16 protein-coding genes are annotated in these 20,803 nt (G+C 70.7%); 11 read left to right on the top strand and 5 right to left on the bottom strand.

The window, feature by feature from the left end:
• On the bottom strand, positions 1 to 1,893 hold the full coding sequence (locus BLT78_RS18555; RefSeq protein ID WP_090351279.1) for a sigma-54-dependent Fis family transcriptional regulator: 1,893 nt from the start codon (positions 1,891 to 1,893) through the stop codon (positions 1 to 3).
• Between the two features lie 444 nt (positions 1,894 to 2,337).
• On the opposite strand from BLT78_RS18555, the gene BLT78_RS18550 reads away from it, so the two are divergent.
• From BLT78_RS18550 to BLT78_RS18530, 5 genes are all read left to right on the top strand, one after another.
• Positions 2,338 to 3,543, top strand: a complete 1,206-nt coding sequence (locus BLT78_RS18550) for a M20 aminoacylase family protein (protein WP_090351277.1) — start codon at positions 2,338 to 2,340, stop codon at positions 3,541 to 3,543.
• Positions 3,544 to 3,578: 35 nt separating this feature from the next.
• Positions 3,579 to 4,907 carry a citrate-proton symporter gene (locus tag BLT78_RS18545; RefSeq protein WP_090351276.1) on the top strand — a complete coding sequence of 443 codons (1,329 nt, stop codon included), beginning with the start codon at positions 3,579 to 3,581 and terminating at the stop codon, positions 4,905 to 4,907.
• The gene (locus BLT78_RS18540) at positions 4,908 to 6,401 is read left to right on the top strand and encodes an amidase (RefSeq protein ID WP_090351274.1); all 1,494 of its coding nucleotides are present in this window, start codon (positions 4,908 to 4,910) and stop codon (positions 6,399 to 6,401) included.
• Between the two features lie 78 nt (positions 6,402 to 6,479).
• On the top strand, positions 6,480 to 7,250 hold the full coding sequence (locus tag BLT78_RS18535; protein WP_090351272.1) for an IclR family transcriptional regulator: 771 nt from the start codon (positions 6,480 to 6,482) through the stop codon (positions 7,248 to 7,250).
• Between the two features lie 244 nt (positions 7,251 to 7,494).
• The gene (locus BLT78_RS18530; protein WP_090351271.1) at positions 7,495 to 8,799 is read left to right on the top strand and encodes an OprD family outer membrane porin; all 1,305 of its coding nucleotides are present in this window, start codon (positions 7,495 to 7,497) and stop codon (positions 8,797 to 8,799) included.
• Positions 8,800 to 8,868: 69 nt separating this feature from the next.
• Here the strand turns inward: BLT78_RS18530 and BLT78_RS18525 are convergent, their stop codons facing one another.
• From BLT78_RS18525 to paaN, 4 genes are all read right to left on the bottom strand, one after another.
• Positions 8,869 to 10,359 (bottom strand): aldehyde dehydrogenase family protein, encoded by a 1,491-nt coding sequence (locus BLT78_RS18525; RefSeq protein ID WP_090351269.1) that lies wholly within the window; start codon positions 10,357 to 10,359, stop codon positions 8,869 to 8,871.
• A 293-nt stretch (positions 10,360 to 10,652) separates the two neighbouring features.
• Positions 10,653 to 11,567 (bottom strand): transcriptional regulator FeaR, encoded by a 915-nt coding sequence (feaR, locus tag BLT78_RS18520; protein ID WP_090351267.1) that lies wholly within the window; start codon positions 11,565 to 11,567, stop codon positions 10,653 to 10,655.
• A 50-nt stretch (positions 11,568 to 11,617) separates the two neighbouring features.
• Positions 11,618 to 12,211 (bottom strand): phenylacetic acid degradation protein PaaY, encoded by a 594-nt coding sequence (locus BLT78_RS18515; protein ID WP_090351265.1) that lies wholly within the window; start codon positions 12,209 to 12,211, stop codon positions 11,618 to 11,620.
• Between the two features lie 68 nt (positions 12,212 to 12,279).
• The gene (gene paaN / locus BLT78_RS18510) at positions 12,280 to 13,962 is read right to left on the bottom strand and encodes a phenylacetic acid degradation protein PaaN (RefSeq protein ID WP_090351264.1); all 1,683 of its coding nucleotides are present in this window, start codon (positions 13,960 to 13,962) and stop codon (positions 12,280 to 12,282) included.
• 421 nt (positions 13,963 to 14,383) lie between these two features.
• Here paaN and paaF point away from each other — a divergent pair, with 421 nt between their 5' ends.
• From paaF to paaK, 6 genes are all read left to right on the top strand, one after another.
• Positions 14,384 to 15,157, top strand: a complete 774-nt coding sequence (gene paaF / locus BLT78_RS18505) for a 2,3-dehydroadipyl-CoA hydratase PaaF (RefSeq protein WP_090351262.1) — start codon at positions 14,384 to 14,386, stop codon at positions 15,155 to 15,157.
• Positions 15,158 to 15,225: 68 nt separating this feature from the next.
• Positions 15,226 to 16,017 (top strand): 2-(1,2-epoxy-1,2-dihydrophenyl)acetyl-CoA isomerase PaaG, encoded by a 792-nt coding sequence (gene paaG / locus BLT78_RS18500; protein WP_090351261.1) that lies wholly within the window; start codon positions 15,226 to 15,228, stop codon positions 16,015 to 16,017.
• Position 16,018: 1 nt separating this feature from the next.
• Complete coding sequence (gene paaH / locus BLT78_RS18495; protein WP_090351259.1) at positions 16,019 to 17,536, top strand: 3-hydroxyacyl-CoA dehydrogenase PaaH; 1,518 nt, start codon at positions 16,019 to 16,021, stop codon at positions 17,534 to 17,536.
• Positions 17,529 to 18,002, top strand: coding sequence for a hydroxyphenylacetyl-CoA thioesterase PaaI (gene paaI / locus BLT78_RS18490; protein WP_090351257.1), 474 nt, complete (start codon positions 17,529 to 17,531; stop codon positions 18,000 to 18,002). The genes paaH and paaI overlap by 8 nt, the downstream gene beginning before the upstream one ends.
• Positions 17,999 to 19,204: a 3-oxoadipyl-CoA thiolase gene (gene pcaF / locus BLT78_RS18485; RefSeq protein WP_090351256.1), complete on the top strand. Its 1,206-nt coding sequence runs from the start codon at positions 17,999 to 18,001 to the stop codon at positions 19,202 to 19,204. Before paaI ends, pcaF begins: the two co-directional genes overlap by 4 nt.
• Positions 19,205 to 19,326: 122 nt before the next feature.
• The gene (gene paaK, locus BLT78_RS18480) at positions 19,327 to 20,652 is read left to right on the top strand and encodes a phenylacetate--CoA ligase PaaK (RefSeq protein WP_090351254.1); all 1,326 of its coding nucleotides are present in this window, start codon (positions 19,327 to 19,329) and stop codon (positions 20,650 to 20,652) included.
• Positions 20,653 to 20,803 lie beyond the last annotated feature (151 nt).

Below are 20,803 nucleotides of genomic sequence, written 5' to 3'. Positions count from 1 at the left end.
TCAGCCGCGCAGCTGCTTGAGCTTGCGGTACAGGGTCGCCCGGCTGATGCCCAGCGCCTCGGCGGCCGCGGAGACGTTGCCCTGCTGGCGGTCAAGGGTGTCGCGGATCAGCTTCAGCTCGTTCTCGCGGATGCTGCTGGCCTGCCGGGTGCTGGCGGTCAGCTCGTCGAGCAGGCTGTCGCTCAGGTGGTCGAGACCGAGCAGGCTCTCGTCGCCCTCGCGCATGGCCAGCGCGGCGCGCAGCACCATCTCCAGCTGGCGGATGTTGCCCGGCCAGTCGTACTGGCCGAACAGCTCGGTGAGATCGGCGTCGAGGCGCATCTGCGGCGCGCCGAGCTTGGCCAGCAGGCGCTCGATCAGCGCGGCGAGGTCGTCGCGCTCGCGCAGCGCCGGCAGGCGCAGGCTGATGCCGTTGATGCGGTAGTAGAGGTCCTCGCGGAAAGCCTTGTCCTGCACCCGGCTACGCAGGTCGCGGTGGGTGGCGCAGACGATCGCCACGTCGATGTCCTGCTCGGCGCCGCCGCCCAGCGGCAGCACCTTGCGCTCCTGCAGCACGCGCAGCAGGCGCGCCTGCAGGGCCAGCGGCATGTCGCCGATCTCGTCGAGGAACAGGGTGCCGCCGTGGGCCTGCTGCAGGCGGCCGACCATGCCGCCGCGGCGCGAGCCGGTGAAGGCGCCCTCGCGGTAGCCGAACAGCTCGGACTCGATCAGTCCCTCGGGGATGGCCGCGCAGTTGACCGCGACGAACGGCTTGTCGGCGCGCGCACTGGCCTGGTGCAGGGCCTGGGCGACCACCTCCTTGCCGGTGCCGGTCTCGCCGAGCAGCAGCACCGGCAGGCCGCCGGCCAGGCCCTGGCGGGCCATGCGCAGGGCGCGGGCCAGGCGCGGATCGGCGCCGGCCAGCGCCTCCAGGCAGTCGGCGCGCGCCGCGGCCGGGCGCGGCGCCGTCCACGCGCCGGCAGCGGCGGCCGCCGGCAGCTGCAGGGTGCGGCAGTAGAGCTCGCCGCGCGCGGTCTGCGCGCACAGCGGCGCGCCCTGCTGCAGGCGGCGCAGCAGGTTCTGGCTGTCGCCGCCGAGCAGCTCGGCGCAGCGCCGGCCGAGCAGCAGCTCGCGCGGCAGCTCGAGCAGCGCGCAGGCCTGGTCGTTGGCGGCCAGCAGCGTGCCGTCCAGGTCGAGGGCCAGGAGGCCCTGCCAGGGCGAGTCGAGGTACTGACGGCGACAGTGGAAGGCCACCACCAGTTGGTCGGGATGCAGGGCGGCGAACAGCCGGCTCTCGATCTGACTGGCGGCCAGCAGCAGGGTGGCGAGGTTGTCCTGCGGCTGCGGCATGCCGCCGACGCGGGTCAGGTCGAGCACGCCGACCACACCGCCGCGCGGGTCGCGGATCGGCACCGAGGTGCAGGAGAACTGGCTGAGGCGGTCGAGGTAGTGCTCGCCGCAGTCGATCAGCGTCGGCCGCGCCTCGACCAGCGCGGTGCCGAGGGCGTTGGTGCCGCGCAGCGCCTCGCTCCAGCAGCTGCCGACGCGCAGGTCGTGCAGGCCGAAACGCGCCAGCTGGGCGGTCTGCCCCTCGATGGCCAGCACGCGCGCCTCGCTGTCGCCGAGGATGATCAGCCCGCTGTCGCCGAGCTGGCGGGTCAGGTAGTCGAGCTGCGGGGTGGCGGCATCCAGCAGCAGGCGGTTGACGGCGAGCACCTGCTCGGCGTCGGGCGCGGCGTCGCTGGCCAGCGCCGGCTCGTCGCAGCTCACGCCGAAGTCGAGGCTGCGCCGCCAGGAGGCGTCGATCTCGGCACGCAGGACGCCTTCGGGCAAGCGCCCGCCGGACCGCAAGGTCTGACGGATCCTGCGCGAAGCCCCGATGAAGTCTTCTGTTGTTCTTGTCGACAGGGCCATGGGTACTCCAGCGAATCACGACTCGGAAGCTCGCCCCGGCGCATGCCGGGGTGAGTGGAAACCACCCGCCGGCGCACGCGGTGTGGCCGGGGGAAACCATCGCCCGGGAAGCGGATGGCCGTCGTTCACTGCGCCCCCGGCGCCGGCAGGGCGCAGGGGAGCGGGCGGACAGCATTGCATGGCACCCGGTTGACGTAAAGGTCAACCTGGCGACCGTCCGGGCTGCGCGGATTGCAGCAAGTTCCGCGCCAGCATCCCGGCAGACAGGCTAACCGCCTGCCCGACCGATCGCCCTCGCCCATGGTTCCACCCTGTGGAACCGCCTTGCGTTGTCCTCGGCGCGCCGCCGCGGTTAGCTGGAGACCGGCCGCCGGCGGAGGATTCCCCAGGCGTGGCCATCGATCAACAAGACCGGGCACGAGCCCGGCTACGAGGAGCACCGGCATGGCCCGACACGCCCACATCCTGGCCTGGCTGCACGACATCCGCGACGAGCTGCAGACCCTGCGTCGCGACATCCACGCCCACCCCGAGCTGGGCTTCGAGGAACACCGCACCGCCGCCGAGGTCGCCCGCCGGCTCGGCGAGTGGGGCTACGAGGTGCACCGCGGCATCGGCCGCACCGGCGTGGTCGGCGTGCTGCGCAGCGGCAACAGTGCGCGGCGCCTCGGCCTGCGCGCCGACATGGACGCCCTGCCGATCACCGAGACCGGCGCGCGACCGCACGCCAGCCGCCACGCCGGCTGCATGCACGCCTGCGGTCATGACGGCCACACCGCGATGCTGCTCGGCGCGGCCCGCTACCTGGCCGCCACCCGCCGCTTCGACGGCACCCTGGTGCTGATCTTCCAGCCCGCCGAGGAAGGCCAGGGCGGCGCCGAGGCGATGCTCGCCGACGGCCTGCTGAAGCGCTTCCCCTGCGACGCGCTGTTCGCCATGCACAACATGCCCGGCCTGCCCGCCGGCCAGCTGGCCTTCCGCAGCGGCGCGCTGCTGGCCTCGCAGGACCTGCTCGAGGTGCGCCTGCGCGGCGTCGGCGGCCACGGCTCGATGCCGCACCTCGCCGTCGACCCGCTGCTCGCCGCCGCCGCCACGGTCGTGGCCCTGCAGAGCGTGGTGGCGCGCAACATCGACCCGCAGCAGGCCGCGGTGGTCACCGTCGGCGCCCTGCAGGCCGGCGAGGCGGCCAACGTGATTGCCGAGGAGGCGCTGCTGCGCCTGAGCCTGCGCGCCCTCGACCCCGGCGTGCGCGAGCAGGTGCTGGCGCGCGTGCAGGCGATCATCCGGGCGCAGGCGCAGAGCTACGGCTGCCAGGTGCGGATCGAGCACCGCCCGGCCTACCCGCTGCTGGTCAACGGCGCCGAGGAAACCGCCTTCGCCCGCGCGGTCGGCCACCAACTGGTCGGCCCCGAAGAGGTGGTCGAGGCCGCCACCGTGATGGGCAGCGAGGACTTCGCCTGGATGCTGCAGCGCTGCCCGGGCAGCTACCTGCTGATCGGCAACGGCTGCGGCGGCGCGCACCTGCACAACCCGGCCTACGACTTCAACGACACCCTCCTGGTGCGTGGCGCCGCCTACTGGGCCGCGCTCACCGAATCCTGGCTGGCGGCAACGCCCGCCGACCAACCGCAGGCCACACCGGCCGCCTGACCCCCTATCCTCAATACCTGACAGGAGATATACCCATGCACGCTTCCCCGAGCGGGACTTCGCGTTCCCGCCAGGTGACCGCCGCGGTCATCGGCAACGCCCTCGAGTGGTACGACTTCATCGTCTACGGCTTCCTCTCGAGCATCATCGCCCGCCTGTTCTTCCCGGCCGGCGACGAGCACGCCTCGCTGCTGATGGCGCTGGCCACCTTCGGCGTCGGCTTCTTCATGCGCCCGGTGGGCGGCGTGCTGCTCGGCATCTACGCCGACCGCAAGGGCCGCAAGGCGGCCATGCAGCTGATCATCCTGCTGATGACCCTGTCGATCGCGATGATCGCCTTCGCCCCCGACTACGCCGCCATCGGCATCGGCGCGCCGCTGCTGATCGTCGTCGCGCGCCTGCTGCAGGGCTTCGCCACCGGCGGCGAGTACGCCAGCGCCACCGCCTTCCTGGTCGAGTGCGCGCCGGCCAACCGCCGCGGCCTGTACGGCGCCTGGCAGCTTTTCGGCCAGTGCCTGGCGGTGTTCGCCGGCGCCGGCATGGGCGCCCTGGTCACCCACAACCTGTCGCCCGAGGCGCTGGACAGCTGGGGCTGGCGGCTGCCGTTCATCCTCGGCCTGCTGATCGGCCCGGTCGGCCTGTGGATCCGCCGCCATCTGGAGGAGAGCGAGGACTTCCTCGCCGCGCAGCAGAGCGCCGAGCCGGGCCAGGGCCTGTTCGCGGTGATCCGTGGCAACCTGCGCGCGGTGCTGGCCACCATGGCCTCGACCATCAACGGCACCGTGGCCTTCTACGTGGTGCTGGTGAACATGCCGACCTTCGCCCACAAGCAGCTCGGCCTGGCGCTCGATCAGGTGTTCATGGTGCAGATGCTGGCGGTAGGCCTGATGACCCTGGTGATCCCGCTGGCCGGCATGCTCTCCGACCGCCTCGGCCGCCGCCCGGTGCTGCTGGCCGGCATGCTCGGCTTCTTCCTGCTGGTCTACCCGTTGTACGGGTGGGTCGCCGCCGCGCCCAGCGTGGAACGCCTGCTGATCATGCAGCTGCTGCTGTGCTCCTGCATGGGCCTGTTCTTCGGCCCGACGCCGACCGCCATGGCCGAGCAGTTCCCCACCAAGGTGCGCTCCACCGGTCTCGCCGTGGCCTACAACATCGCGGTGATGCTGTTCGGCGGCTTCGCCCCGTTCATCGTCACCTGGCTGACGCAGACCACCGGCACCCCGGTGGCGCCGGCCTACTACGTGCTGTTCGCCTCGCTGATCGGCCTCTCCGGCATCGCCCTGCTGCGCGAGGCGGCGCCCGCCGCGCTGGCCCGCAAGCAGCTCCGCAGCGCCCCGCTCGCCGCCCGCGCAAGGAGCCTGTGAATGTCCGCCGTCAACCAAGCACCGCGCAGCGCCGCAGCCAGCAGCCTGCGCGCGCAGATCGTCGCCCTCGACGCCCTGCCGCTGTCCCAAGCGATCCGCAGCCGCCAGCTGTCCTGCCGCGAGGTGATGCAGGCCTACCTGGAGCAGATCGACACGTTCAACCCGCGGGTCAACGCGCTGGTCGCCCTGCAGCCGGCCGAGGCGCTGCTGGCCGAGGCCGACGAGCGCGACCGCCAGCTGGCGCGCGGCGAGTGGCTGGGCTGGATGCACGGCATGCCGCAGGCGGTGAAGGATCTGGCCGCCTGCGCCGGGCTGCCGACCAGCCTGGGTTCGCCGCTGTTCGCCGGGCAGCTGAGTGGCCACGACGCCATCGCCGTGGCGCGCATGCGCGCCAGCGGGGCGATCTTCGTCGGCCGCAGCAACGTGCCGGAGTTCGGCCTCGGCTCGCACACCTACAATGCGGTCCACGGCACCACCGGCAACGCCTACGACCCGACCCTGTGCGCCGGCGGCAGCAGCGGCGGCGCCGCGGTGGCGCTGGCCCTGCGCATGCTGCCGGTGGCCGACGGCAGCGACATGATGGGCTCGCTGCGCAATCCGGCGGCGTTCAACAACGTCTACGGCCTGCGCCCGTCGCAGGGCCGCGTGCCGTTCGGCCCGGGCGGCGAACTGTTCGTCCAGCAGCTGGCCACCGAAGGCCCGATGGGCCGCAGCGTCGCCGACGTCGCCCGCCTGCTGCACACCCAGGCCGGCCACGACGCGCGCACGCCGCTGGCGCTGCACGAGGATCCGGCGGCCCTGCTCGGCCCGCTCGAGCGCGACTTCCAGGACGCGCGGCTCGGCTGGCTGGGCGATCTGGGCGGCCACCTGCCGATGGAGATGGGCGTGCTGAACCTCTGCGAGCGCGCCCTGGCCGACTTCGCCGAACTCGGCTGCGAGGTCGAGCCCTGCCTGCCCGACTACGCCCCCGAGCGTCTGTGGCGGACCTGGCTGGTGCACCGCCACTGGCTGGTGCAGGGCCTGCTCGGCGAGCTGTACGCCGATCCGGCCAAGCGCGAACTGCTCAAGCCGGAGGCGCGCTGGGAGGTGGAAGGCGGCCTGGCGCTGAGCGGCGCCGACGTCTACCGCGCCAGCGTCGACCGCAGCGACTGGTACCGCGCGCTCGGCAAGCTGTTCGAGCGTTACGACTACCTGCTGCTGCCCAGCGCCCAGGTGTTTCCTTTCGACGCAACCCAGCCCTGGCCGCGGCGCATCGCCGGACGCGAGATGGACAGCTACCACCGCTGGATGGAGGTGGTGGTCGGCGCCAGCCTGGCCGGCCTGCCGGCGATCAGCGTGCCGGTCGGCTTCAGCCCCGCCGGCCTGCCGATGGGCCTGCAGATCATCGGCCCGGCGCAGGCCGATCTGGCCGTGCTGCAGCTCGCCCACGCCCACGAGCAGCTCACCCAGTGGGTGCGCGACTACCCGCCGGCCCTGCTGCGCGACGGCCGCTGAGCAGCCGGCTCCCCGGCCAGCGGCGCACGGGCCTGTTTCTTGCCTGGGACTTCTCTGTTACGCAGGCGGGAGGTGAAGATGCAAGGCAAAGACGAAGCGGGCACCGTGCGCTCGGTGGAACGGGCGCTGGCCATCGTCGAGCTGCTCGGCGAGCACCAGGAGCTCGGCCTTGAGGAACTGCACTACCTGACCGGTCTGCCCAAGGCCACGGTGTCGCGCCTGCTGCACACCCTGCAGGAACAGGGCTGGATCTACCGCGGCCTGTGCGATCGCCGCTACCGGCTGTGCGCCCGACGCCTGTACGGCGATCCGGTCAAGCGCTTCAGCCGCCGCCTGGTCGAGCAGTCCGCGCCGCTGCTGCTGGAACTCAGCGAACGCACCGGGCTGGTCGCCGACCTGTCGTTCTTCGACGGCGACAACCTCTACGTGCTGGAAAGCGCCATCCCGCAGACCCTGCGCAAGAGCTATCCGCTGCACCGCATGCTGGTCGGCCAGGCCGCCAGCCTGCTCCATTCGGCGATGGGCAAGGCCTGCCTCGGCGAGCTGGACAGCGCCGAGGTCGAGCGCCTGGCACAGCGCCACCGGGGCAGCATCGAGGAGCTGCAGCAGGTGCAGGCGCAGGCCCACCGCCAGGGCTTCGGCGAGCGCACCGAGGGCCACTGGGAATACCCGCTGCGCCTGCCGTTCCTGATCCGCGCCCTGGCCCTGCCGGTACGCGCCGAAGGTCGCCTGGTCGGCGGCCTGGCCCTGCACTGGCCGCAGGAGCGGGGCAGCGTCGAGCAGGTGCGCCGCCGCCACCTGCACAGCCTCGCCGAGACGGTCAGCCAGTTGCAGAAGAGTTTCGACTGAAACCTGTCCTGATTACCCGCCCGAATTATTGAAGTGCGGCCCGCAACGACTTGCGGGCCGCATTTCTCATCGCCGCCAGAACCCCGCCGGCAAACCTGCCGAACAACCCGCCGTGTCACTCCGCCGAACGATTCCACAGCGTGGAACCCAATTGAATTGCCCGCCTGAACGCTTGTCGCGAATCTAGGTTTCCGGTCAGCCGGACCGATTCACGCACTGCTCTATAACAACAAGAGGTGAGTTCATGTGGATTAAACCGCGTCATATTGCGGGACTGACGTATTGCCTGCTGGCCAGCGCCGTGCACGCCGGCGGTTTTCTCGACGACAGCAAGACTGCGCTGCGCTACAGCCAGTTCTACTGGGATGAAAACGACGGCGGCGGCTTCGGCCCGACCCGCGACGAGTGGGTGCAGGCCGCCCAGTTCAGCTTCAACTCCGGCTGGTACCGCGACCTGCTCGGCGTCGACTACAGCTACGGCCTGGCCGACGACCTGCACGTCGGCGACGACGCCAACAGCATCAGCAACCTGGAGCGCGGCGACCGCGTGCAGTCGCCGCACGGCATCGCCAAGCCGCTGGAAGCCTACCTGCGCGGCAGGCTGGCCGGGGATGCCGGCGAGTTCAGCTTCGGCACCGGCAAGAAGATCCGCCGCTACGCCCAGTACCGCGACGACACCACGCGCATCCTCCCGGCGGCCACCGTCGGCTTCGATCTCGGCTACCGCCTCGACCCGCTCGAGCTGCGCTTCAGCCGCATCCACGCCTTCAGCCCGCGCCACGAGAACGGCTGGGGCGACGCGCTGAGCAACTTCCGTGGCGAGACGATCGACGACCTGCACCTGTACGCGCTGACCTGGAAGCTGCCCAGCGGCAGCGCCCTGCAGGCCGAATACGCCGAGGCCGCCGACTACCTGCGCGAGGCGATGGTCAAGCTCGAGCACGGCTTCGACCTCGGCGGCGGTCGCGGCCTCGACCTCTACGCCACCAGCGGCCTGCAGGAAGACGCCGGCAAGCGCTTCGAGTACGCCGGCGTGAAGGGCCTCTACGAGGCGGAGCAGTCCCACGACGCACGCTATCTCGACCTCTCGGCCAAGTACCGCAGCGGCGCGTATTACGCGGGTCTCGCCTACAACAAGGTCTGGGGCGACGACCACGATCGACTGTTCTTCGCCAAAGACCACGGCACCTGGAACAGCAGCGCCAAGTTGTTCTACTACTTCGGCCTGGAGAACGAGGAAATGTTCAAGCTGAGCGCCGGCATGAGTTTCGCCGACTTCGGCCTGCCGCAACTTCGCCTCGACGCCCACTATGCCTTTTCCAGTCACGCCGCCGGCTTCGACGACTTCTCCCGCGACGAACTGCAGACCGTCCTGCAATACAACTTCGACGGCGTCCTGAAAGGGCTCAGCGCCGCCTGGCTGCACGTGGAGTTCGAGACCGAAGGCACACCCGACGGTATTTCCCGGCACATGACCACGCGCGGGCCGGCCGGCATCATCACCCACAATGCCGAACGCTTCTATCTGAACTACGTGTTCAACTTCTGATCGACCCGCATGCAATGAAAAACGGGCGGAGCATCGCTGCCCCGCCCGTCTTCAACCCCACTCGATCGATCAGTGGGCGATGCACACCGACTTGATCTCGGTATAGGCCTCGACCGCCGCGCGGCCGAACTCGCGGCCGACGCCGGACTGCTTGACCCCGCCGAACGGCATGTTGGGGTCGAGCAGCACGTGGGCGTTGACCCACACGGTGCCGGCCTCGATGCGCGGCACCAGGTTCATCGCCTTGGTCAGATCGTTGGTCCACAGGCTGGCGGCCAGGCCGTATTCGCTGTCGTTGGCCATGGCGATGGCCTCCTCCTCGCTGTCGAACGGCAGCACCGCGAGCACCGGGCCGAACACCTCGTCGCGGGCGATGCCCATGTCCTGGCGCACGTCGGCGAGCACGGTGGGCTGCACGTAGAAGCCGTCGAGCGCCGGCACCTGACCGCCGGTGACCACGCGGGCGCCCTCGGCGCGCGCCCTGTCGATGTGCTCGAGCACGCTCTGCTGCTGCTTGCGCGACACCAGCGGGTTGATCGCCGCGGCTGGGTCGAGGCCGGGGCCGAGCGGCAGGCCGGCCACCGCGGCGCCCAGCTTGTCGACGAACTCGGCGTAGCGCGAGCGGTGCACGTAGAAGCGCGAGGCGGCGGCGCACACCTGGCCCTGGTTGAGCAGGCCGCCGAGCAGCGCGCCCTGCACCGCCTTGTCGAGGTCGGCGTCGGCCAGCAGGATCATCGGGTTCTTGCCACCCAGCTCGAGGGCGAAGCGGGTCATGTTCTGCATGGCGGCGATGCCGACGCCGCGGCCCACCTCGGTGGAGCCGGTGAACGACACCTTGCTCACCAGCGGGTGACCGGCCAGGGCGTTGCCGATGCGGCTGCCGCGGCCGGTGACCAGGTTGAGCGCGCCGGCCGGCACGCCGGCCTCATGGGCCAGCTCGACCAGGCGCAGGGCCGACAGCGGCGTCTCGCTGGCCGGCTTGAGCACCACGGTGCAGCCGCAGGCCAGCGCCGGCATGGCCTTCCACAGGGTGATCATCAGCGGGAAGTTCCACGGGATGATCCCGGCTACCACGCCGACCGGCTCGCGACGGGCGAAGGCGGTGTAGCGCGCGCCCTGCGGCACCGGGATGGACACGTCGAGGGTCTGCCCCTCGATCTTGGTCGCCCAGCCGGCCATGTAGCGCATGAACTCGACGCTGGCGCCGACGTCGAGCATGCGCGAGGTGTTGATCGACTTGCCCTGGTTGAGGGTCTCCAGCTGCGCCAGCTCCTCGCCGTGCTCCTCGACCAGCGCCGCGAAGCGCAACAGGATGCGCTCGCGGTCGGCCGGACGCAGGCCGGACCACACGCCACCCTTGAACGCAGCGTGCGCCGACTGCACGGCGCGGTCGAGCAGCGCCACGTCGGCCTCGGCCACCTCGGCGATCACCTGGCCGTCGGCCGGGTTGACCACCGGGCTGCGCGGGCTGTCGTCGACCAGCCACTGGCCGTCGATGAAGCAGCCGTGGCGACGCTGAAGGAAGGCCGCGACCTGCGGCAGGATACTGACGACACTCATGCTGAAACCTCGCTTGCGCTGAATCCGGGAGTCGCGCATGGCCCGCGGGCCATGCCGAACAGTCAGCGGGGATTGTGCGCAGGCGCTGGAGGCAAAGCTGGTCTGTGCGTGCCAGGCACATTGCCGAGGCTGCCAAGGCGACCAGCACACCCAGCCATCCGTCCGGCCATGGCGCCTGTAGGGGCGAATTCATTCGCCATGGGCCGCAACGCGGCCCCGGTTGTTGCCAAGGGCAGGCCGCTGGCCTGCTTGGCGAATGAATTCGCCCCTACTAACGGACGCCAGGTCGACCACTACTGGTAGCGCTTGCGGTACTCGCCGGGCGAAACCCCGAAGCGCGCCTTGAAGGCGCTGGAGAAGTAGCTGGCGTCGGAGAAGCCGAAGTCGTAGCCGAGCGCCGACAGCTTGAGTTCGCCGCCGGCGTGGCGCAGCGCCTCGGCGCACAGGTCGAGGCGGCGGTTGCGGATGTACTGCGCCACCACCAGCTGGTGGCGGGCGAACAGCCGGTACAGGCCGCGCAGCGACACGCCGATCTCGCGGGCGATCAGCTCGGGGCACAGCTCGGCCTCGCATATGTGCCGCTCGATGAACGCCTGGGCGCGGCGGAACAGCCGCGCGTGCGGGTCGTCGTCGCTGTCGCCGCCGGCCAGCGCCGGGCGCAGCAGGCTGACCAGCGCGTCGAGGGTCGCCTCGCTCTCTGCCAGGCTCAGCCCCTCCTGGCGCGCCGACTCGCGCACCAGGCCGTGGGCCAGCACCGCCACCGGAGTGTGCGCGGCGATCCGCGCGCAGCTGCGCACGCTGGAGAAGCGCAGGCTGCGCTCGACCAGCTCGCGCGGCAGGATCAGGCTGAGCTGGCGCGAGCCCGCGCCGTACTCGAACTCGCTGGGCCGCGCGGCGTCGATCAGGGTGATGTCGCCGGGGGCGAGGACGATGCGCTGGGTGTCCTGGGCCATCTGCGCGCGCCCCTCGAGCTGGAACACCGCGAAGTAGCCCTTGTCCTCGCCGGCGGCCAGTTCGCGCTCGGTGCGGTACAGCCGCGCGTGGGCGATGTCGTTGAACGACATCTGCAGCGCGCCGCCCCGGTACTGCTCGATGCGCCCGGCGAACTCCTCGCCCAGCGCCTTGGCACAGAAACGACCGCACAGCTCGTTGACGCGCTGCAGCCAACCGTCGAGGGCCTGATCCACCGCCGTGTGTTTCATGTTCATTCGCCACCTCCCGGCATGCGTTGAGCATATCGCATGCCAAGAATCGCCGGTCAGGACGCGCCCTTGGGCTTGACCTCGGAGGCCGGCAGGCTCGGCCGGTCGCTCTCCACCGCAGCGAGCGGCGCGCACTCCTCCATCGCCTCGCGGCAGCGCTGCGCCAGCACCTGGTACTCGCGGGTGCCGGCCTGCTTCCAGCGCACCTCCTTGTCGGTGAGCTGGCGGCTGACCCGCGCCGGCGCGCCCATCACCAGCGACTGTTCCTCGCAGGCGAAGCCGGCCTTGACGAAGGCGCAGGCGGCGACGATCGAGCGCGGCGCGATCTGCGCGTCGTCCATCACCACCGCGTTCATGCCGACCATGGCGTCCTCGCCGATCTGGCAGCCGTGCAGCACCGCGCCGTGGCCGATGTGGCCGTTGCGGGCGACGCGGGTGACGCTCTCCGGGAAGCCGTGGATCACGCAGGTGTCCTGCAGGTTGGCGCCCTCCTCGAGGACGATCCGGCCGAAATCGCCGCGCAGGCAGGCCAGCGGGCCGACGTAGCAGCCGGGACCGACGATCACGTCGCCGATCAGCACTGCGGTGGGATGGACGAAGGCGGTGGGATGGACCACCGGGGTGACCCCGGCGTAACGGTAGCAGGGCATAGGTATTCCTCTTCTTGTTGTTGTGCCCCCGCAGGGGCGAATGGATTCGCCCCTGCGGGAAGGTCCGCTTATTCGGCGGCGACGTGGCGGCGGCTCTGCACCACCACGAAGCGCCGCGCGACGAAGGCCGCGTCGGTCAGCGCGGCGTTGGCCGCCGGGTTGCCGCCGGTGCCGTGGAAGTCGCTGAACGCCGCCGACTGGTTGACGAACAGGCCGTTGTCCAGGTTGACCGACAGCGCCACGGCGACATCCTGCGCCAGCTCCTCGGCCTGCGCCAGCACCGCCTCGTCGGTGGAGTACAGCGCCAGGGTCAGCGCGCCCTTCTCGCTGAGGGTCTCGCGCACCAGCTGCAGGCTGTGCGCGGTGTCGTCGGTGGCGATCACGAAGGCGATCGGCCCGAAGCGCTCCTCGGCGTAGATCTCGCGGTCTTCGGCGTCGACCTTGAGCAGCAGCGGGGTACGCACGCGCGCTTCGGGGTACTCGGGATGCACGCGCGCCTCGCTGTCCAGCAGCACCTCGCCGAGCGTGCGGCAGGCGTCGATGCGCGCCAGCGTGGCCTCGGACTGGATGCAGCCGAGCACGCTGCAGGCGCGCTCGTTGTCGGACAGGAACTTGCTGATCGCCGTGGCCAGGGTCTGCGCCACCTCGTCGAAGCCCAGCACGCCCTCGGCGGTGCGGATGCCGCCGCGCGGCACGTAGATGGCCTGCGGGGTGGTGCACATCTGCCCGGAGTACAGGCTGAGACTGAACGCCAGGTTTCGCGCCACCGCCTTGAGGTCGCTCACGCTGTCGATCACCACGCTGTTGAGGCCGGACTTCTCGGTGAACACCTGGGCCTGGCGGGCGTTGTCCTCCAGCCAGTCGCCGAAGGCGCTGGAGCCGGTGAAGTCGATCACCTTGACCCGCGGGTCGAGGGCCAGTTGCTTGGCCACCGGCGCCTCCAGGGTATCCGGCACCAGGCTGACCAGCGCCGGGTCGAAGCCGGCCTCGGCGAGCACCTGCTGGGCGACGCGCACGGTCATCGCCACCGGCAGGATGGCGCCGGGGTGCGCCTTGACCAGCACCGGGTTGCCGGTGGCCAGGCTGGCGAACAGGCCCGGATAGGTGTTCCAGGTCGGGAAGGTCGAGCAGGCGATCACCAGGGCGATGCCGCGCGGCACGATGTGGAAGCGCTTGTCCACCACCAGCGGGTCGAGCTTGCCCTGCGGCTTGGTCCAGCGCGCCGTATCCGGCACCTCGCGCAGCAGCTTCCAGGCCTGCGCCACCGCCTCCAGGCCGCGGTCCTGGGAATGCGGGCCGGCGGCCTGGAAGGCCATCGGCAGGCCCTGGCCGGTGGTATGCACGGCGGCGTGGGCGATGTCGAAGCTCTGCGCGTTGAGGCGCTGGAGGATCTCCAGGCACACGCCGATCCACGCCCTGGGGCCGGCAGCGCGCCAGCTCGGCAGCTGCGCCTGCAGGTGGCTCAGCAGGGCGTCGAGGTCCGGCTGGTCGTAGGTGATGCCCAGCGCGAAGCCGTAGGGCGAGCGCTCGCCGCCGACGCGGGTCGAGGCCACCGGGCAGTGCAGCTCGAAATGGCGGTCACGCAGCGCGGCGAAGTTGGCTGGGCCGGCGGCCGCGGCCTCCTCGCCGTAGGGACGCTGGCTTTCCGGATAGGGCGTCCAGTGGTCGCGGCTGGCGATGGCCTCCACGGCGCGCTCGAGCAGCGGCTGGTGGCGGGCGAACAGGTCGAGTGCGGAGACGGTTGCGGGCACGGCGGCTTCCTCGTGGGGTGACGGGCCGGCCCGACAAACACGACATTTGTCTAATGCGCAGCCACTTTCTTGTATCACATCACCTTAACCGCGCCCGGCGGAGAAATCCATACGCCGGGCAAAGCCCTTGCAAATCAAGGGAATGGCAGTAAATCCGGCCTGTCCGGCGGCATTCCGGGCCGCCACGAGCGGCCATCGCCCACCCCTTCCGCTCGTCGGCCGGGGCACGGAATGCGATAAAACAGACACGGGAAAGCAACTTTGCATTAGTTGATCTGTATCACTTTATGGGTATACTCGGCTCAAACGGCTGCCCCGTTAAAGTCCCGTCAGCAGCGCAGGAACGGGCCCCGGCAGCGACAACAATTCCAAGAACGAGCCCGGCGCCATCTGCCGGCGTGCACCGCGAGGATGTGCCTCCATGCCTCAGACCCTCAGCGTCCTGCCTCCCGAACAGGGCGTGCGCCTGATCACCCTGCAGCGCCCCGAAGCGCTGAACGCCCTCAACACCCAGCTGCTCGGCGAACTCGCCGCCGAACTGGATGCCGCCGAAGCCTGCGCCGGCACCCGCGCCGTGGTCATCACCGGCAGCCGCCGCGCCTTCGCCGCCGGCGCCGACATCAAGGAGATGGCCGAGCGCGACCTGGTCGGCATCCTCGAGGACCCGCGCCTGGCCCACTGGCAGCGCATCACCCGCTTCTCCAAGCCGCTGATCGCCGCGGTCAACGGCTTTGCCCTCGGCGGCGGCTGCGAGCTGGCCATGCACGCCGACATCCTCATCGCCGGCGAGGACGCCCAGTTCGGCCAGCCGGAAATCAACCTGGCGATCATGCCCGGCGCCGGCGGCACCCAGCGCCTGCTGCGCGCGGTCGGCAAGTCGCTGGCCATGCAGATGGTCCTCACCGGCGAGCCGATCAGCGCCCGCCGCGCCCTCGAGGCGGGCCTGGTCAGCGAGATCACCCAGCCCGAGCTGACCGTCGAGCGCGCCGTCGCCATCGCCCGCAAGATCGCCGAGAAGGCGCCGCTGGCCGTGCGCCTGGCCAAGGAAGCCCTGCTCAAGGCCGAGGACACCGACCTGGCCAGCGGCCTGCGCTTCGAGCGCCACGCTTTCACCCTGCTGGCCGGCACCGAGGACCGCAACGAAGGCATCCGCGCCTTCCAGGAAAAGCGCAAGCCGGTCTACAAGGGCCGCTGAGCGCGCCTGCAGCCCACCTCTGCACCGGGGGCGCGCCGCGCGCCCTCCTCTAATAAGAGAGAGCCTTCATGAGTTTCGAACACATCCTCTTCACCATCGAGCAGGGCGTCGCCACCCTGACCCTGAACCGCCCGGCGCAGCTCAACAGCTTCAACGCGCAGATGCACAAGGAAGTCCGCGAGGCCCTCAAGCAGCTGCGCCAGAGCCCCGAGGCGCGCTGCCTGCTGATCACCGGCAACGGCCGCGGCTTCTGCGCCGGCCAGGACCTCAGCGACCGCAACGTGGCGCCGGGCGCGGCCATGCCGGACCTGGGCGAGTCGATCGAGAAGAACTACAACCCGCTGATCCGCACCCTGCGCGACCTGCCGATGCCGGTGGTGTGCGCTGTCAACGGCGTGGCCGCCGGCGCCGGCGCCAACATCGCCCTGGCCTGCGACATCACCCTCGCCGCCCGCTCGGCCAGCTTCATCCAGGCGTTCTGCAAGATCGGCCTGGTGCCGGACTCCGGCGGCACCTGGACCCTGCCGCGCGCGATCGGCATGGCCCGCGCCAAGGCCCTCGCCCTGCTGGGCGACAAGCTCAGCGCCGAGCAGGCCGAGCAGTGGGGCATGATCTGGCGCTGCGTCGACGACGAGTCCCTGCAGGATGAGGCGCTCAAGCTGGCCCGCCACCTGGCCGCCCAGCCGACCTACGGCCTGGCGCTGATCAAGCGCGCGCTGAACGCCAGCGCCAGCAACAGCTTCGACGAGCAGCTCGACCTGGAGCGCGACCTGCAGCGCCTGGCCGGGCGCAGCGAGGACTATCGCGAGGGCGTCGCCGCCTTCATGGAAAAACGCACCCCCGAGTTCAAGGGCCGCTGAAATGACCGCACTGAATAAAGACGCCGCCGTCGCGGTGATCGGCGCCGGCGCGATGGGCGCCGGCATCGCCCAGGTCGCCGCCCAGGCCGGCCATCCGGTCGCCCTGTTCGACACCCGCGAAGGCGCCGCCGCCCAGGCCATCGCCGGCATCGCCAGGCAGCTCGACAAGCGCGTCGAGGCCGGCAAGCTGGACGCCGCCGAGCGCGACGCCGTGGTCGCCCGCCTGACTCCGGCCGCGCGCCTCGAGGATCTGGCCGGCAGCGCCCTGGTGGTCGAGGCCATCGTCGAGAACCTGCAGATCAAGCGCGAGCTGTTCGAGAAGCTGGAAGCCATCTGCGGCGACGCCTGCATCCTCGCCAGCAACACCTCCTCGCTGTCGATCACCTCGCTGGCCGCCACCTTGCAGCGTCCCGAGCGGGTCGCCGGCCTGCACTTCTTCAACCCGGCGCCGGTGATGGCGCTGGTCGAGATCGTCGCCGGCCTGGCCAGCGACAAGACGGTGGTCGACTGCCTATACGCCACCGCCAGGGCCTGGGGCAAGAAGCCGGTGCACACCAAGTCCACCCCGGGCTTCATCGTCAACCGCGTGGCCCGGCCGTTCTACGCCGAAAGCCTGCGCCTGCTGCAGGAAGGCGCCAGCGACTGCGCCAGCCTCGACGCCCTGCTGCGCGACGCCGGCGGCTTCCGCATGGGCGCCTTCGAGCTGACCGACCTGATCGGCCACGACGTCAACTACGCGGTGACCTGCTCGGTGTTCGACGCCTACTATGGCGACTTCCGCTTCCAGCCCTCGCTGATCCAGAAGGAGCTGGTCGACGCCGGCCGCTTCGGCCGCAAGAGCGGCCGCGGCTTCTACGACTACGCCGAAGGCGCCGAGCGTCCGGCTGCGCAGAGCCTGCCAGCCGCCGCCAGGCCCGAATGCGTGGTGGTGGAAGGCGACCTCGGCCCGGCCAGCGCGCTGATCGAGCGTATCGCGGCCGCCGGCGTGCAGGTGATCCGCCGCGACGGCGCCGGCCTGCTGCGCGTCGGCGAGGCGCTGCTGGCGCTCAGCGACGGCCGCATGGCTGCCGAGCGCGCCCGCGACGAGGGCCTGCGCAACCTGGCCGTGTTCGACCTGGCGCTGGACTACGCCAAGGCGACCCGCCTGGCCGTGGCCTTCGCCGCCGGCAGCGATGCTGCCGCCCGCGAAGCGGTCGCCGGCCTGCTGCAGGCCGCCGGCCTCGAAGTCACCGAAGTGACCGACAGCCCGGCGCTGGTGGTGCTGCGCACCGTGGCGATGCTCGCCAACGAGGCCGCCGACGCCGTGCTGCAGGGCGTCGGCACCGCCGCCGACATCGACCTGGCCATGTGCGCCGGGGTCAACTATCCGAAGGGCCCGCTGGCCTGGGCCGACGCCATCGGCGTGGGCACCGTGCTGAGCGTGCTCGACAACCTGCAACGCAGCTACGGCGAGGACCGCTACCGCCCGTCCCTGCTGCTGCGCCGCCTGCACTGCGCCGGGGAGCGTTTCCATGGCTGAGCATCTTCATAACGACGACAACGGCCAGCTGCCGCCCCAGGAACTGGCCGAGGCCTGCGCCGCCGCCATGTACGAGCGCGACCTGGCCGTGCGCCACCTCGGCATCGAGGTGCTGCGCATGGGCCCGGGCGAGGCCGACCTGCAGATGACCGTCAGCGAGATCATGATCCAGGGTCACAACAGCTGCCACGGCGGCTACCTGTTCACCCTCGCCGACTCGGCCTTCGCCTACGCCTGCAACAGCTACGACGACGCCTGCGTGGCGCTCGGCTGCAGCATCGACTACATCGCCCCCGGCCGCCTCGGCGACGTGCTCACCGCACGCGCCACCCAGGTCAGCCGCAGCGGCCGCACCGGCAACTACGACGTGCGCATCGAGAACCAGCACGGCCAGCTGATCGCCGTGTTCCACGGCAAGTCCTACAAGATCCGCGGCACCGTCCGCCAGCAGGAGAACCAGGCATGAGTGAAGCCCTGATCATCGACGCCATCCGCACCCCGATCGGCCGCTACGCCGGCGCGCTGTCCGCCGTGCGTGCCGACGACCTCGGCGCCGTGCCGCTGCGCGCACTGATGGCCCGCAACCCGCAGGTCGACTGGACCGCCGTCGACGACGTGATCTTCGGCTGTGCCAACCAGGCCGGCGAGGACAACCGCAACGTCGCGCGCATGTCCTCGCTGCTCGCCGGCCTGCCGATCAACGTGCCGGGCACCACCGTCAACCGCCTGTGCGGCTCGGGCATGGACGCCATCGGCAGCGCCGCCCGCGCCCTGCGCTGCGGCGAGGCCCAGCTGATGATCGCCGGCGGCGTGGAATCCATGTCGCGCGCCCCGTTCGTCATGGGCAAGGCCGAGAGCGCCTTCTCGCGCTCGGCCGAAATGTTCGACACCACCATCGGCTGGCGCTTCGTCAACGCCATCATGCAGAAGGAGTTCGGCATCGACTCGATGCCGGAGACCGCCGAGAACGTCGCCGCGCAGTTCAACGTCTCGCGCGCCGACCAAGACGCCTTCGCCCTGCGCAGCCAGCAGAAGACCGGCGCCGCCATGGCCCGCGGCCGCTTCGCGCGCGAGATCGTCCCGGTGGAGATTCCCCAGCGCAAGGGCCCGGCCAAGGTCGTGGCGCAGGACGAGCACCCGCGTCCGGACACCACCCTGGAGCAGCTGGCCAAGCTCGGCACGCCGTTCCGCGACGGCGGCAGCGTCACCGCCGGCAACGCCTCCGGCGTCAATGACGGCGCCTGCGCCCTGCTGCTGGCCAGCCCGGCAGCCGCCGCCCGCTTCGGCCTCAAGGCCCGCGGCCGCGTGCTGGCGATGGCCAGCGCCGGCGTCGAGCCGCGCATCATGGGCATCGGCCCGGTGCCGGCCACCCGCAAGGTGCTGGAGCTGGCCGGCCTGAGCCTGGCCGACATGGACGTGATCGAGCTCAACGAGGCGTTCGCCGCCCAGGGCCTGGCCGTGCTGCGCGAGCTGGGCATCGCCGACGACGACGCACGGGTCAACCCCAACGGCGGCGCCATCGCCCTCGGCCACCCGCTGGGCATGAGCGGCGCGCGCCTGGTCACCACCGCGCTCAACGAGCTGGAGGAGCGCCAGGGCCGCTATGCGCTGTGCACCATGTGCATCGGCGTCGGCCAGGGCATCGCCATGGTCATCGAACGCCTGTGATACCCGGCGCAGCGCGCCCCGCCCCGTGAGCGCGCTACGCTGATCGACGATTCGCAATAACAAGAAGAACGGGCGGCCTCGCCAGTCGCCCGTGGCTCCACACAAGAACAAAGAGAGACGCCATGAACGCCATGCACAATGCCTCTGCGCACACCGCCATCATCGACCCGATGGAAACCGCCAGCCTCGACCACCTGCGCGCCCACCAGCTCGAGCGCCTGCGCTGGACCCTGCAGCACGCCTACGACAACGTGCCGGTGTACCGCCAGAAGTTCGACGCCCTCGGCGTGCACCCCAGCGACCTGAAGTCGCTGGCCGACCTGGCCAAGTTCCCCTTCACCGGCAAGAGCGACCTGCGCGACAACTACCCGTTCGGCATGTTCGCCGTGCCGATGGAGCAGGTATCGCGCATCCACGCCTCCAGCGGCACCACCGGCCAGCCCACCGTGGTCGGCTACACCGCCAACGACATCGACACCTGGGCCAACCTGGTGGCGCGCTCGATCCGCGCCGCCGGCGGCCGCCCGGGCGACCGCATCCACGTCGCCTACGGCTACGGCCTGTTCACCGGCGGCCTGGGCGCCCACTACGGCGCCGAGCGCCTGGGCTGCACCGTGATCCCGATGTCCGGCGGCCAGACCGAGAAGCAGGTCCAGCTGATCAAGGACTTCCAGCCGGACATCATCATGGTCACCCCGTCGTACATGCTGAACATCGCCGACGAGATGGAGCGCCAGGGCATCGACCCGCACAAGCTGCCGCTGCGCCTGGGCATCTTCGGCGCCGAGCCGTGGACCGGCCAGCTGCGCGGCGAGCTGGAGAGCCGCCTGGGCATCCAGGCCATGGACATCTACGGCCTGTCCGAGGTGATGGGCCCGGGCGTGGCCATGGAGTGCGTCGACTGCAAGGACGGCCCGACCATCTGGGAAGACCACTTCTACCCGGAGATCATCGACCCGGTGACCGGCGAACCGGTGCCGGACGGCCAGATGGGCGAGCTGGTGTTCACCTCGCTGTCCAAGGAAGCGCTGCCGATGATCCGCTACCGCACCCGCGACCTGACCCGCCTGCTGCCGGGCACCACCCGCGCCATGCGCCGCATCGACAAGATCACCGGGCGCAGCGACGACATGCTGATCATCCGCGGGGTCAATGTGTTCCCCACGCAGATCGAGGAGCAGGTGCTGAAAGTCAAACAGCTTTCCGCGCAGTACGAGCTGCACGTGTATCGCAACGGCAATCTCGACGGCATGGACGTGCTGGTCGAGCTCAAGCCCGAGTTCGAGCACCTGAACGACGTCGAACGCCAGGCGGTGAGCCGCGAGCTGGCCCACCACATCAAGAGCAGCGTCGGCATCAGCACGCGCATCAACATCTGCCCGTGCTTCAGCCTCAAGCGCTCGGAAGGCAAGGCCTGCCACGTCTACGACAAGCGCAAGAGCGCCTGACCGGCGCCAGCCAGGAGCCCCGCTGCGGCGGGGCTTTTTTATGCCCGCAAATCACCCGCACGGCCTCCGTAGGGTGGGCTGGCCGCAACGCGGCGTAACCCACCGACGATGCCGCCAGGCATCGCCATGGCCGACCTGGCGGCCGGTTGGC

The sequence above is a fragment of the Pseudomonas oryzae genome (genome assembly GCF_900104805.1).
Classification (GTDB): domain Bacteria; phylum Pseudomonadota; class Gammaproteobacteria; order Pseudomonadales; family Pseudomonadaceae; genus Geopseudomonas; species Geopseudomonas oryzae.
Note: the sequence above shows the minus strand (reverse complement) of the source record. Positions and strands in the feature narration are given on the sequence as shown.

Bases quoted from the DNA above. Each gene is read 5' to 3' on its own strand.
- paaG (WP_090351261.1), top strand. From the start codon at position 15,226: ATGAGTTTCGAACACATCCTCTTCACCATCGAGCAGGGCGTCGCCACC.
- BLT78_RS18535 (WP_090351272.1), top strand. From the start codon at position 6,480: ATGCAAGGCAAAGACGAAGCGGGCACCGTGCGCTCGGTGGAACGGGCG.
- BLT78_RS18530 (WP_090351271.1), top strand. From the start codon at position 7,495: ATGTGGATTAAACCGCGTCATATTGCGGGACTGACGTATTGCCTGCTG.
- paaH (WP_090351259.1), top strand. From the start codon at position 16,019: ATGACCGCACTGAATAAAGACGCCGCCGTCGCGGTGATCGGCGCCGGC.
- BLT78_RS18545 (WP_090351276.1), top strand. From the start codon at position 3,579: ATGCACGCTTCCCCGAGCGGGACTTCGCGTTCCCGCCAGGTGACCGCC.
- BLT78_RS18540 (WP_090351274.1), top strand. From the start codon at position 4,908: ATGTCCGCCGTCAACCAAGCACCGCGCAGCGCCGCAGCCAGCAGCCTG.
- BLT78_RS18555 (WP_090351279.1), bottom strand. From the start codon at position 1,893: ATGGCCCTGTCGACAAGAACAACAGAAGACTTCATCGGGGCTTCGCGC.
- BLT78_RS18515 (WP_090351265.1), bottom strand. From the start codon at position 12,211: ATGCCCTGCTACCGTTACGCCGGGGTCACCCCGGTGGTCCATCCCACC.
- paaK (WP_090351254.1), top strand. From the start codon at position 19,327: ATGAACGCCATGCACAATGCCTCTGCGCACACCGCCATCATCGACCCG.
- paaI (WP_090351257.1), top strand. From the start codon at position 17,529: ATGGCTGAGCATCTTCATAACGACGACAACGGCCAGCTGCCGCCCCAG.
- feaR (WP_090351267.1), bottom strand. From the start codon at position 11,567: ATGAACATGAAACACACGGCGGTGGATCAGGCCCTCGACGGTTGGCTG.
- BLT78_RS18525 (WP_090351269.1), bottom strand. From the start codon at position 10,359: ATGAGTGTCGTCAGTATCCTGCCGCAGGTCGCGGCCTTCCTTCAGCGT.
- BLT78_RS18550 (WP_090351277.1), top strand. From the start codon at position 2,338: ATGGCCCGACACGCCCACATCCTGGCCTGGCTGCACGACATCCGCGAC.
- paaF (WP_090351262.1), top strand. From the start codon at position 14,384: ATGCCTCAGACCCTCAGCGTCCTGCCTCCCGAACAGGGCGTGCGCCTG.
- pcaF (WP_090351256.1), top strand. From the start codon at position 17,999: ATGAGTGAAGCCCTGATCATCGACGCCATCCGCACCCCGATCGGCCGC.